10 protein-coding genes are annotated in these 12,969 nt (G+C 70.7%); 2 read left to right on the top strand and 8 right to left on the bottom strand.

Annotation, left to right across the window (positions count from 1 at the left end):
* Positions 1–32 precede the first annotated feature (32 nt).
* Complete coding sequence (locus tag GTY84_RS27510) at positions 33–650, top strand: GNAT family N-acetyltransferase (RefSeq protein WP_161229101.1); 618 nt, start codon at positions 33–35, stop codon at positions 648–650.
* A gap of 72 nt (positions 651–722) precedes the next feature.
* Here GTY84_RS27510 and trxA read toward each other — a convergent pair whose 3' ends face one another.
* The 7 genes from trxA to GTY84_RS27475 form a co-directional block, all read right to left on the bottom strand.
* Complete coding sequence (trxA, locus tag GTY84_RS27505; protein WP_161229100.1) at positions 723–1,055, bottom strand: thioredoxin; 333 nt, start codon at positions 1,053–1,055, stop codon at positions 723–725.
* A 35-nt stretch (positions 1,056–1,090) separates the two neighbouring features.
* On the bottom strand, positions 1,091–2,059 hold the full coding sequence (trxB, locus tag GTY84_RS27500; RefSeq protein ID WP_161229099.1) for a thioredoxin-disulfide reductase: 969 nt from the start codon (positions 2,057–2,059) through the stop codon (positions 1,091–1,093).
* A gap of 144 nt (positions 2,060–2,203) precedes the next feature.
* Positions 2,204–3,064 (bottom strand): zf-HC2 domain-containing protein, encoded by an 861-nt coding sequence (locus GTY84_RS27495; RefSeq protein WP_161229134.1) that lies wholly within the window; start codon positions 3,062–3,064, stop codon positions 2,204–2,206.
* A 17-nt stretch (positions 3,065–3,081) separates the two neighbouring features.
* Positions 3,082–3,795 carry an RNA polymerase sigma factor SigM gene (sigM, locus tag GTY84_RS27490; RefSeq protein ID WP_161229098.1) on the bottom strand — a complete coding sequence of 238 codons (714 nt, stop codon included), beginning with the start codon at positions 3,793–3,795 and terminating at the stop codon, positions 3,082–3,084.
* A 27-nt stretch (positions 3,796–3,822) separates the two neighbouring features.
* A complete protein-coding gene (locus GTY84_RS27485) occupies positions 3,823–5,541 on the bottom strand; it encodes a protein kinase family protein (RefSeq protein ID WP_161229097.1) in 1,719 nt (572 codons plus the stop codon).
* Positions 5,542–5,681: 140 nt separating this feature from the next.
* Positions 5,682–8,060: a murein biosynthesis integral membrane protein MurJ gene (murJ, locus tag GTY84_RS27480; RefSeq protein ID WP_161229096.1), complete on the bottom strand. Its 2,379-nt coding sequence runs from the start codon at positions 8,058–8,060 to the stop codon at positions 5,682–5,684.
* A 44-nt stretch (positions 8,061–8,104) separates the two neighbouring features.
* Positions 8,105–10,588 (bottom strand): DUF6049 family protein, encoded by a 2,484-nt coding sequence (locus tag GTY84_RS27475; RefSeq protein WP_161229095.1) that lies wholly within the window; start codon positions 10,586–10,588, stop codon positions 8,105–8,107.
* Between the two features lie 204 nt (positions 10,589–10,792).
* Between GTY84_RS27475 and GTY84_RS27470 the strand changes: the two genes are divergently transcribed.
* Positions 10,793–12,262 carry a CCA tRNA nucleotidyltransferase gene (locus tag GTY84_RS27470; protein WP_345943541.1) on the top strand — a complete coding sequence of 490 codons (1,470 nt, stop codon included), beginning with the start codon at positions 10,793–10,795 and terminating at the stop codon, positions 12,260–12,262.
* A 147-nt stretch (positions 12,263–12,409) separates the two neighbouring features.
* Here GTY84_RS27470 and GTY84_RS27465 read toward each other — a convergent pair whose 3' ends face one another.
* Positions 12,410–12,967 carry a hypothetical protein gene (locus GTY84_RS27465; RefSeq protein ID WP_161229132.1) on the bottom strand — a complete coding sequence of 186 codons (558 nt, stop codon included), beginning with the start codon at positions 12,965–12,967 and terminating at the stop codon, positions 12,410–12,412.
* Between the last annotated feature and the right edge of the window lie 2 nt (positions 12,968–12,969).

Genomic DNA, 12,969 nt, shown 5'->3' with positions numbered 1-12,969 from the left:
GCCGCGGGCGAAGGAAGCGAGGAACAGCCTTCATGGGGCGTCGGCTCGTACCGCTCACGCTGGACAACCTTCAGGATCTCCCCCAGCGCTGCCGCACATGCGTCTTCTGGGAACTGGACCCGGTCAGGGGCGAAGCCGCGGTGAGGGAGGGCAGGGCGGCCCGGGAGAAGGAGTCCTGGATCTCGGCCGTACTGCTGGACTGGGGCTCCTGCGGCCGGGTGGTGCGGATCGACGACGTGCCTGTGGGCTTCGTGCTCTACGCGCCACCCGCCTACGTTCCCCGTTCGGCGGCTTTTCCCACGAGCCCGGTCGCCTCCGACGCGGTGCAACTGATCACGGCCTTCCTGCTGCCCGCCTACCGGGGACAGGGGCTCGGCCGGGTGATGGTGCAGACCGTCGCCAAGGATCTGCTGCGGCGGGGTGTCAAAGCCATCGAGGCCTTCGGGGACACCCACTGGAAGGAACCTGCCTGCATGCTGCCGACGGATCATCTGCTGGCCGTGGGCTTCAAGACGGTGCGGCCCCATACGAACCATCCCCGGCTCCGGCTGGAGCTCCGGTCCACACTGTCGTGGAAGGAAGACGTGGAGATGGCACTGGACCGGCTTCTCGGTGCCGTTCAGAAGGATCCGGTGCTCCGGCCGCTGTGATGCCGGGAGCCCTCAGTAACGCCGCATGGGCCGCCCCTTCCGGGACGGCCCATGCGTGTTTCACGTGAAACATCAGTCGGCGATGAAGTCCTCAAGGTCGCGGACGATCGCGGCCTTCGGCTTGGCACCGACGATGGTCTTGGCGACCTCGCCGCCCTGGTAGACGTTCAGGGTCGGGATGGACATGACGCCGTACTTGGCAGCCGTGGCCGGGTTCTCATCGATGTTCAGCTTGACGATCTCGATCTTCTCGCCGTACTCGGCCGCGATGGCCTCCAGTGACGGCGCGATCTGACGGCACGGACCGCACCACGCGGCCCAGAAGTCCACCAGAACGGGCTTGTCGCTCTTGAGGACATCCTCATCGAATGTGTCGTCGGTGACGTTCTTCAGGGTGCCGGCCACAGCGGGCTCCTCACTTATGGATGTGTGGATAGGGGTCAGACCGCAGTCTTCTCGGGCTCTGCCTGGTCCTCGTCGCTGAGCGCGGCAAGGAAGCGCTCGGCGTCGAGGGCCGCGGAACAGCCGGTACCGGCTGCGGTGATCGCCTGGCGGTACGTGTGGTCGACCACGTCGCCGGCGCCGAAGACACCGGTCACACTGGTGCGGGTCGACGGGGCGTCGACCTTGAGGTAGCCCTCCGGGTCCAGGTCGAGCTGGCCCTTGAAGAGCTCGGTGCGGGGGTCGTGACCGATGGCGATGAAGAGGCCGGTCACGGCCAGGTCGGAGAGCTCGCCGGTCTTGATGTTGCGCAGCTTCAGCCCGGCCAGCTTCTGGTCGCCGACGACCTCGGCGATCTCGCTGTCCCAGGCGAAGGAGATCTTCGGGTCGGCGAAGGCGCGCTCCTGCATCGCCTTGGAGGCGCGCAGGGTGTCGCGGCGGTGGACGATCGTGACGGACTTGGCGAAGCGGGAGAGGAAGGTCGCCTCCTCCATCGCGGTGTCGCCACCGCCGATCACGGCGATGTCCTGGTCCTTGAAGAAGAAGCCGTCACAGGTCGCGCACCAGGAGACGCCACGACCGGAGAGGGCGTCCTCGTTCGGCAGGCCGAGCTTGCGGTGCTGGGAACCGGTGGCGACGATGACCGCCTTGGCGCGGTGAACCGTACCGGCGGTGTCGGTGACGGTCTTGATCTCACCGGACAGGTCGACGGAGACGATGTCGTCCGGGATGAGCTCGGCGCCGAAGCGCTCCGACTGGGCGCGCATGTTGTCCATGAGCTCCGGGCCCATGATGCCGTTCTGGAAGCCCGGGAAGTTCTCCACATCGGTGGTGTTCATCAGCGCACCGCCTGCGGTGACGGCGCCCTCGAACACCAGCGGCTTCAGCGACGCGCGCGCGGTGTAGAGCGCCGCCGTGTAGCCGGCGGGGCCGGAGCCGATGATGATCACGTTTCGGACGTCGCTCACGGCTTCATTCCTCGTCTCTGGACAGCTTCTTACAGGGCCGGGCGGGGCTCATCTCCTCAGCTCCCATCCGACCCAACGGATATTAAGGGGCGCGCTATTCCCGCTGTGGCGGGGCGCATCATGCGAAGGGATGAGAGCGGTGGCTCAGGGTCGGGCGTAGGAGCGCGTGAACAGCACCTTTGCCCTGTTCATGGACGGCTGGTCCACACACGTCGACTCGACGAGGTAGGCGGTGACCCTGCGGTCGTCGGTGCGGTCGGGCAGTACCACGAGCATGGCACGCCTTCCCTGGTAGACGCCATCCTCGGTCGCCAGCACCGCGTCGTCGCGGCCGATCCCCTGTTGTACGCACCCGGGGAGCGCCGGCTCCCTCAGGAGACGGTTCTTCTCGCCGGCCCCGGACTCGGCACCGAAGGTGCGTGGCGTGGCGGATGGGCCCGCGGTCCCTGCCAGCAGCGCGGTGACCTGCTCCTGGAGTCCCTCCTCGGAGAAGCTCTCGACAGCGGCGGCCCGCTTGGCGTGGGCCGTGGTACCGGGGTCGTCGTTGCCGCTGAGGGAGGTCACGATCACGGAGCCCAGCCCCAGGGCCGCGACGGCGGCCACCGCTCCCAGGACGGCGATCCGGCGGGGTCCGCCCCGCCTCCGGTCCCGGGGACTTCCGCTGCCCTTGCGGCCCGGCCCCGTGGTCGAGGAGCGTGCGCCTCCCGAGGGCCGGTCGGACACAGGCGATGTTTCACGTGAAACGCGGACGCGGTCATGGGTGTCCCCGGAGGGACCTTCCGCCTCCGCGGCGAGAGCGGCATCGATGCGGTCGGCAACGTCGTCCGGCATCGCGGAGGGGGTCGGGAGGTTCCCCATCAGCTCCCGGATCTCCTCCAGCGAGGCGTGGAGGTCCGTGCAGGGCGCGCACTCCTCCAGATGCCGCCGGATGTCTTCGCTCCTGGCCGGAGGGAGCAGACCCTCGGTGAGATCTGAGATCTCGGTGATGTCCGGGTGCCCGGCCATGTCCGCCGTCGACGATGTCACGCTCGTCCACCTCCGCCCTTCACCGTGGCTGGATCGCTGGGTCCCGCTGCCGGTGGGACGGATGCCCCTCGGGTCCGGTTCCGTCCCGTGCCGGTCCTCCCGTCCTGCTTGTCCGCCCCGCCCTCGTCGCGGCGGCCGGGGCGGAGATGGGTGAGCAGGGGGAGGAGGCGGGCCCTGCCACGGGCGCAGCGGCTCTTGATGGTGCCGACCGGAGCGTCGAGGATGCGGGCGGCCTCCGCCACCGGATAGGCCTGCATGTCGACCAGGACCAGGGCGGCCCGCTGGTCGGCGGGCAGGGTGTCCAGCGCTTCCAGCAGTTCGCGGTGGAGGTCCTTGCGCTCGGCGGGCGCCGAGGCGGACTCATGGGGCTCCAGCAGCCGGTCCAGCCGCTCGGCGTCGTCGACCGGGGCCGTTCTCCGGGAGGCGGCCTTGCGGGCGCGGTCCAGGCAGGCGTTCACCGTGATCCTGTGCAGCCAGGTGGTGACCGCCGCCTGTCCGCGGAAGCTGCCTGCGGCCCGGTACGCCGAGACAAGGGCGTCCTGCACGGCGTCGGCGGCCTCCTCGCGGTCCCCCAGCGTCCGCAGGGCGACGGCCCAGAGCCGGTCGCGGTGGCGCCGTACCAGTTCGCCGAATGCGTCCGGGTCACCGGCGACGTGCCGCTCCAGCAGCGTCTCGTCCGATGCCGCGGGATCCCCGGGATTCTCCCCCATCGGGACGCCCCACCCCCCGTCGCGTCGTCAGCCCTTGAACCGCACTTCGGTGATCGCCTGCTTGTATCCGGCGCCGCTGTACTCGTCCCGCCCCGAGTACGGCGCGGAGGTGATCCACACCAGCACGTAGCGGGTCTTCACCGCGCGCTCGGCGGAGAACTCCAGTACCTGTCCGGACGTCGAGACCTGCCCGATCTCCTTCATGGAGCCGAGCGGTGCGGAGGATGAGAGGGAGTCGGCCGCGTACAGGTGGGCCGTGGTGCGGGCACCGCCGTAGAACAGCCCTATCGAGGCGGACGAGACGTTCCGGACGGCGCCGAGGTCGTACATGATGCCCACGCCCTGCTTGTAGGGCGCCAGTTCGGGTCCCTCGTTGTAGGAGTAGGTGCGCCAGTACGTGGAGGGGTCGCCGTCGTAGCTGAGCCCCACGTCGTTGGCGTGCTGGGGCTTGCCGTCGGGGTAGTACTCGACGGCGTCGTGGATCTTGAGGGGTGTGGCTGGCTTGGGCTTCTCGCCGCCCTTGTTGCCGCCCTCGGTCGTCTGGGTCTGGTTCTGGTCGTCGGTCTTGCCGCCGCGTTCCATGAGCGCGTCGGCGAGCTGCCAGCTTCCCAGGCCCAGGGCGGCGATCAGCAGCGCGGAGACGGCCCACTTCAGGGCCTTGCCGGTGCGGCTCTGCAACGGGGGCGGCGGGGTCGGCACCGGCTGGGTGATCCCAGGGTGCGGCGCCGGGCGGCCGTACGGGCCCTGCTGGTAGGTCGTGCGCTGGTACGCCGGCGGGGCGGTGAAGGCGGGCTCCGGCGGGCGGATGCGGGGCATCTCGCCGATCGCCTTCACCAGCTCCTCCGGCGTGGTGCACGGGGACTCATGGCGCGAGGCGGTGGCGCCGTCGTTGGCGAGCGCGCGCGTGGCCAGCTCGGACAGTCCTCGGTGGACGCCGGCCCGCACCTGGTCGGGGGGGATCAGTCCGAGGTCCTTGGGCAGGCCGGACAGGCCGTAGGCGTCGTTCTCGTACGGCCAGCGCTGGGTGAGGGAGGCGTAGAGCAGGGCGCCGATGGCCTCGGTGTCGGCGCGCTGGGGGGTGTCCGAGGCGATGCCGCGGAGTGCGGCGTTGACGGCGAGCCCCCGGATGCGCCACTGGCCGGTCGAGGTGCGCAGCACGGCGTTGGGGCTCAGACGCAGATGTGCGAGGCCCTCGCGGTGTGCGGCGGCCATGGCGGAGGAGACCTGGCTGACCATCTGGTAGGCGTCGTACACCTCCAGCGGGCCGGCGGCGAGGAGGGCGGTCAGTTCGGTGGCGTCGGGAAGCCACTCGTGGACGACGTAGACGAGGTTGTTCTCCTCGACCGCGTCGAGGACCTGGACGAAGCGCGGGTCGCCGAGGAGCGCGGCGGAGCGGGCCGCGGCCAGCACCGAGCGGGCGCGGGCGTGGTCGGCCGGGAGGACGTGGACCCCGACGGCACGGCGCAGCTTCTCGTCGACCGCCCGCCAGCTGCTGAAGCCGTCCAGGCGGGTGACGCATTCCTCCAGGCGGTAACGTCCGGCGAGCTTGTGCCCGCTGTGCAGCTCGGGGGGCGAAGGCGGGACGGCCTCCTCGCCGGTGGTGCTCCGCTGTGCCTCGTCGCTGTCCGTGTCCCGCTCCCGGTTGCTGGCCACCCCGTCGGCCGTGGACTGGTCCGCCTGTGCGGTCAGCGGCTTCTCACCGCTGTTGTCTGCCACGTCGACGGCAGCTGTGCTCCGTTCCGCCACCGTCGTTCCTGCCTCCCCATTCGATGCGCGCCGGTTCCACCTGCGCGGCACGCGGTCCGACGCCGATCCAATTGTGCCCACAGTCCACCGCTATGCACGACACACGGCGGTGGACGATGGTTGTGCGCCTACCCGCGGTTTCAGCGTCCCAGGCGTCCGCGGACCATACCGACCAGGGAGTTGACCTCCTCGATGCGCATGCGGCGGGCGGCGGCGAAGAAGACGCCGATCAGGAGCGCCCCGCCGGCCAGCAGAGCGGCGAGCGATCCGACGGCGCCCTGGCCGAGCACGCGGGTGATGCCGTAGCAGGCGGCGCCGCTGATCAGAGCGGCCGGGACGGAGGCGATGCAGAGCCGGGCGTAGGTGCGCAGCACCCGGGATCCGTCCAGGTCGCCGCCGAGCCGCTTGCGCAGCCTCCGCCAGGCGACACCGACACCGGCCATGTAGGCCAGGCCGTAGGCGGCTGCCATGCCGACCACGGCCCAGCGGGCCGGGAGGAGCAGGAAGCAGAGGGCCGCGGCGCCCGCGTTGACGGTGGCCACGATGACCGTGTTGTAGAAGGGGGTGCGGGTGTCCTCGTAGGCGTAGAAGGCGCGCAGGACGACGTACTGCACCGAGTAGGGGATGAGGCCGAGGCCGAAGGCCATCAGCATGAAGCCCATGTTGGTGGCCTCGCCGGTGCCCGACGAGCCGAACATCAGGGTGCACATCGGGATGCCGAGGGCGACGAAGCCGAAGGAGACCGGCACGATGGCGACGGCCGTGGTGCGCAGGCCCTGGGAGATGTCGTCCCGGACCGCGCCGCCGTCCTCCTCGGCGGCGGAGCGCGAGATGCGGGGCAGTAGGGCGGCCATCAGGGAGACCGTGATGATGGCCTGCGGCAGTCCCCAGATGAGCTGGGCGTTGGCATAGGCGGCGAAGCCGGTGCCGTCGACGGGGGAGGCCTTGCCCGCGGCGGTGGAGAGCTGGATGACGATCATCGCGCCCGCCTGGTTGGCGAGCACGAAGAAGACCGTCCACTTGGCGAGGGTCATCGCCTTGCCGAGTCCGTGGCCCTTCCAGTCGAAGCGCGGCCGCAGCCGGAAGCCGGTCTCGCGCAGGTAGGGGATCATCGCCAGGGACTGGACGACGAGGCCGAGCAGCACGCCGAGGCCGAGCAGTCGCTCGCCCTCCGGCGGGATGCTGGTCACCTTCATCCCGGAGTTCTCCGCGGTGCCGTACACCCAGATGAACGCGCCGAGGGTGACGATGATGACGATGTTGTTGAGGACCGGGGTCCACATCATCGCGCCGAACCTGCCGCGGGCGTTGAGCACCTGGCCCATGACCACGTGGAGGCCCATGAAGAAGATCGACGGCAGGAAGTAGCGGACGAAGGTGATACCCACCTCGTTGGCGGCCGGATCGTTCGCGACGGGGGCGGAGAGCAGCTTGATCAGCACCGGCGCCGTGACGATCGTCAGGGCGGTGAGCAGGCCGAGTGCCACCATGACGAGCGTCAGCAGCCGGTTGGCGAAGGCCTCGCCGCCGTCGGCGTCGTCCTTCATGGCGCGCACCAGCTGGGGGACGAACACCGAGTTGAGGCCGCCGCCGACGGTCAGGATGTAGATCATCGTCGGCAGCTGGTAGGCCACCTGGAAGGTGTCGCCGAGCAGGCCGACGCCGAGGGCGGAGACGATGAGCGCCGAGCGGATGAACCCGGTCAGCCGGGAGACCATGGTGCCCGCGGCCATCAGCGCGCTGGACTTCAGCAGCCCTCCCGCGCGCCCTCCCCTGGGGGCGGTGGGAGCGGGCAGCGGTTCCTCGATGGGTTCGGCCGCCTCGGGCGCGGCGGCCACCGCGTACTCCCCCGGTGGCGGTGCCGCGTAGCCGCCCGGGTGCGGCGCCGCGTACTCGCCCTGCGCGGGCGCGGCGTACTCACCCTGTCCGGGCGCCGCGTAGCCGCCCGGGACGGCGGGGCCGCCGTACGGGCCCGGGGTGCCCCCGTAGTGCGGCGCGGGTGCCGCGGCTGGGGCGGGGACCGGGGCGTGGTTCCCGTAGGCGGGGTGGCCGCCGCCCTGCTGCTGGTCGCGGAAGAGGTGGGCGAAGGCGTCCGGCTCGTGGTACTCCGCGCCGGCCCCGGTGACGAGGTCGTCCACACCGACGAAGCGGGTCGTGCGGGGGTCGTCGCCGTACGGCAGGTTCTGCGTCGGCCCCTCGGGCTCCGGTGGCGGCGTACGGGCCCAGACCCTGGGGTCGGGGGCGTGCGGCGACGGCGCCGGGTGGCCGTACAGGGGCTCCTGGGCGGCGTAGGCGCCGGGGGGCGGCGGGGGATGCGCGGCGCGGTCGTAGAGGGCCTCGGAGACCGGGTCCTGGGCGGAGAGGTCCTGCGAACGGTAGGGGTCCTGGGCGTAGGCGTCCTGGAGGTAGGTGTCCGCGGGCTGCTGCGGCGCGGGGCCGTGGTCGGGCGGTGGCGGGTCCCCGGGGCGGCCCGTGCCGTCCACGGCCCGACCGCGGTCACCGTCGTACGGCGCGTTCATGGTTACCCCACCTCATCGTCCCGGGCCGACCGGCCACGACATCCTCAACGGTCCACTCTCTCACCCGTGCCGGACGGGCCGGTGTTTTCCGCTGCGGTGTCCGGTGCCGGGTCACTCGGCTGCTCGTGGTCGCCCGCCCGGACACCGGCGCCGGACTCCTTCCGGAGACGTCCGCCGGGGCCCTCCGGGTTCTCCTCGGCGTCCCGCGCGTGCTCCGTGTCGCGGTCGTCGCCAGTGGTGCCGGCCTCCTCGGCCGCGGGGGACGGCTCCGGGGCGCCGGGTTCCCCGGCCGGGACGCCGTCGTCGTCGCCCTCGTCGGCGGAGGTGCCGGTGCCGTCCTGTCCGGCCTCACGGGCGGCGGCCCGCTTGCGCTGGGTGTACATCCGGAAGCCGGCGAGGACGAGCAGCAGGACGCCGCCGCCGATGACGAGCATCACGGTGGCCGTGATCTCGGTGACCTTCACGTCGAAGGTGACCGCTTCCCCGTACGCCTGTCCGTCGAGCGTGTAGAGCTGGGCGATCACCGTGGCCCGGCCGTTGGCGTTGGCCGAGGTGGTGAACTTCACCGACTGGCTGTGACCGCCGGAGACGGCGACCCGCTGCTCCTGGAAGGCGGCGCCGCCGATCTCCAGCCGGGTCGGGTTGGTCGAGGTGAGCCGCAGTACCAGCGGGCCGACGTCCTGTACCAGGTTGTTCTGCACGGTCACGGGGATGGTGGCGCTGCGGCCGGAGAGCTTGGTCTCCGACTTGTCGATGAGCCGGACCCGCCCGGTCAGCCCGTCGAGGTAGGTCTCCACGCCGATGCGGAAGGAGGCCGCCTCGGTGGGCCGTCCGCGCCAGGAGACGGAGGTGCCGCGGTTGAGGGCGCGCCCGAAGGGCGTCACGACGCGGGACTCCTGGGAGAGGACGACCGCGAAGTTGTCGAGCTTGCCCTGGGTCCGCGCGATCTGCTGGAACGCCGCGCGCGGGAGTTCCCGCTTGCGCAGCGGGTTGGGGTAGGAGGAGCCGCCCGGGACCCTGGTGGTGGCCTCGGGGCCGGGCTTGGCCGCGGCGGCGCCCGCCAGCTTCTGCGGTGTGGACCAGGTGCTGCCCTGGAGGGCCGTGACCGCCTCTGCCATGGCGCGGGCCTGGCTTCCGGTCGGCATCCGCTGCGGGGCGACGACGATGCTGCGCTGCTTGTCGGTCTGCACGTTGAGGGCCAGGCTCTGGGCGAGGAACCGCTGGACGGCGAGCGTGGACGCGGAGGCCTTGGTCAGGTCGCCCTCGAACGCCGTGGAGAGCCGGGCGTCCGCGACGACCGCGGTGGTGCCGCCGCCGATGGGGCGGGCCGCGGACGGGGTGTAGGGCAGGTCGTTGGTCTCCTGGAGGCTGTCGCTGCGGGCGATCACCTTGTCGGCGCCGGCCGAGGTGGCGACCTTGACGATCGATCCGTCGACGGCACCGTTCACGGGCCAGGCGAAGTCGGTGTTCGGCGTGACGTGGAGGATCGGTTCGACCGTGTTGGCGACGACGTCCGTAGCGTCCTTGAGCTGGCTCAGCGAGCCGGTGATGTCCGTGCCCTCGTGGGCGAGGGAGGCCAGGTCCGGGTCGGCGAAGGGGAGCGCGACGACCTCCTTGTCCGCCACCGCGGTCTGGAGGTCGGCGAGCCACTGCTTGGCGACCTCCTGCTGCGTGCCCTCGACGGTCTCGTCGCCCTGGCGGACCTGGTAGCTGCCCGTCATCGCGTCGACGGAGGCCAGTAGATCGGGATCGACGACCCAGGTGACGTCGAGGTTCCTGCCCAGGGCAACCATCTGGTTCAGGCGGCCGCCGGGGGAGATCTCCTGGGCCAGGCCGTCGTCGAGGAAGACCGGGGTCTGCTCCTCGTTCGGGCCCGTCTGGGCCGACATGTGGACGGTGGAGATCAGCGGCCAGAGGAACGTCGTCCTCGTTCTGGGGTCCGCCGCGTCGGGCTGCCAGGGGAGGAAGGTCCGCTGGATGCCGAGGATCCGCTCCCAGGGCTGTTCCGAGGTCTGGCCGGAGAGGGAGACGGCGAACTGGTAGACGCCGTCCCTGTCGAGGTTCAGCTTGTCGACCGGTACGGAGATGTTGAAGCGCTCCGCGACGCCCGGCACCAGTTTGGAGAACTTCTCCGTGTACTTGTCGTCGATCTCCGGCGGGACGGCGCCCTGGAGGTCCGTGCTGTTCCTGGCCGCCGCGTCGACCCCGGACCGCGTGTCGATGCCGGGCCCCACCCGCAGCCCCACGTGGGCGTCGGTGATCTGCCGCTTGCCGTGGTTGGTGACGGTGCCGGAGACGGTCACGGTGTCCCCGCCCGTGGGGACGGCGGGCGTCAGGGAGTCGATGGCGACGGACACCCCGCGCGCGTCGGCCGCCGCCTCCCGCGGCCCCGCCTGCGCCGTGCCGGCGATGGGCAACTGGAGCAGACCGGCCAGCAGGGGTGCTCCGGCGAGCAGTGCCGTACCGCGCCGCAGCAGCCGGAGGGCAGGTGAGGGACTGGTCCCCTGGGGTACTGCCGCCTCGGCCACGCGCTCGCCCGTCCCTCGTCGTCGTCAGTGGTCGTCGGAATGTGCGTCCACGCATGGTAACGAGGTGCGCCGGGCCGAAGTGCCACGGAGTGCGGCCGGAGATCATCCGGGGCTGTCCGCCACCTCTGGTGATCCGCCCTGCCGTCCCCTATGTGTGCTATGGACGGAAGCCGTGCCCGCCCGGGCCACGTACCCTGTTCTGTTGTGCCGAACGCCAACGAAGTCACGCCCCATGCCCTCAGCCAGGTGCAGCACCGCGCGGTGAGCGAACTGTTGCGGGTTGCCCCTGTCGCCGACGACCTCGCCCGCCGCTTCCGGGCGGCCGGGTTCAGCCTCGCCCTGGTCGGCGGCTCGGTCCGGGACGCGTTGCTCGGCCGGCTCGGCAACGACCTGGACTTCACCACTGACGCCCGCCCGCAGGACATACTGGAGATCATGCGGCCCTGGGCGGAGGCCCTCTGGGACGTCGGCATCGCCTTCGGCACGGTCGGGGCGCAGAAGAACGCCCGCGTGGGTGACGCCGAGCGGGTCTTCCAGATCGAGGTCACCACCTACCGCTCCGAGGCGTACGACCGTACGTCGCGCAAGCCGGAGGTCTCCTACGGCGACTCGATCGAGGAGGATCTGGTCCGGCGCGACTTCACGGTGAACGCCATGGCGGTCGCGCTTCCGGAGAAGGAGTTCATCGACCCGCACGGGGGACTGCACGATCTCGCGGCCCGCGTGCTGCGGACCCCGGGCACACCCGAGCAGTCCTTCTCGGACGACCCGCTGCGGATGATGCGGGCCGCGCGCTTCGCCGCGCAGCTCGATTTCGACGTCGCGCCCGAGGTGGTGGCGGCCATGACGGACATGGCGGGCCGCATCGGGATCGTTTCGGCCGAGCGGGTCCGGGACGAGCTGAACAAGCTCGTCCTCTCCGCCCACCCGCGCAAGGGTCTGACGCTGCTGGTGGACACCGGTCTCGCCGACCATGTTCTGCCCGAGCTGCCGGCCCTGCGGCTGGAGCGGGACGAGCATCACCGGCACAAGGACGTCTACGACCACACGCTCATCGTCCTGGAGCAGGCCATGGCCCTGGAGAGCGAGGGACCGGATCTGGTGCTGCGTCTGGCCGCCCTGCTGCACGATGTCGGCAAACCGCGCACACGTCGCTTCGAGAAGGACGGCAGGGTCTCGTTCCACCACCACGAGATGGTCGGGGCCAAGATGACGAAGAAGCGCATGACCGCGCTGAAGTACTCCAATGAGCTGGTGAAGGACGTCTCGCGGCTGGTCGAACTGCATCTGCGGTTCCACGGTTACGGCACGGGCGAGTGGACCGATTCCGCGGTCCGCCGGTACGTCCGTGACGCGGGTCCCCTGCTCGGCCGGCTGCACAAGCTGACCCGCTCTGACTGCACGACCCGCAACAAGCGCAAGGCCGCCGCCCTCTCCCGCGCCTACGACGGGCTGGAGGACCGGATCGCCGCCCTCCAGAAGCAGGAGAAGCTGGACTCGATCCGCCCCGATCTCGACGGTAACGAGATCATGGGCATCCTCGGCATCCGGCCCGGTCCGGCCGTGGGGCAGGCGTACAAGCACCTGCTGGAGCTGCGTCTGGAGAACGGGCCGATGGAGCACGAGGCGGCGGTGGCGGCCCTCAAGGAGTGGTGGGCCGAGCAGGAGGGCTGAGTCTCCGGAGCGGGAACGCCGTGGAGGGTGTGTGTTTCACGTGAAACACACACCCTCCACGACATGGACGAAGGGGCGCCGCTTCACGGTGTTTCACGTGAAACAGCGCCCCTTCGGCGCGCGGGAAGCAGTGTCCGAGGCCCCGTTCTACTTCTTGTGGTCCTTCAGGCAGAGCAGGAAGTCGCCGCTGCCGGTCTGGCTGTAGGTGTACTGGAATCCGGGGGCCTCCTGCTCGCACTTGGTGGAGGCGACGAGCTGGGTCTTGTAGGAGCCCTTGATCTTGGCCATCACCTCGTACTCGGCCTTCGAGCTGTTGCAGTCGACGACCTCGAGGTCGGGGTCGTTGTCGTTGGTGCTGCCGCGGTGCATGCAGTCACCCACGCTCGCGGTGTCCGCGTCGTCGCGGCTGGCTATGTAGCCGCCGATGGCGACTCCGACGACGATCACGACGATGACGATGTTCTTGATCGTCTTGAAGCTGAGCTTGCGCCGGGCCGGCTGCGGCGGGGTCGGCCCGAAGGGTGCGCCCTGCTGGGGAAAGCCGGGCTGGCCGGGCTGCTGCGGGAAGCCGGGCTGACCCTGGGCGAAGGGGTTCTGCCCATGGGGCTGCTGCGGAGCCTGCGGCTGTCCCTGCGCGAATGGATTGCCCTGGGGCGGAGTGGTCACTGGGGTTCCCCCTCGAACTGCGGTGCATGACGCGAACATGG

The sequence above is a fragment of the Streptomyces sp. SID8352 genome, assembly GCF_009862265.1.
Classification (GTDB): domain Bacteria; phylum Actinomycetota; class Actinomycetes; order Streptomycetales; family Streptomycetaceae; genus Streptomyces.
Note: the sequence above shows the minus strand (reverse complement) of the source record. Positions and strands in the feature narration are given on the sequence as shown.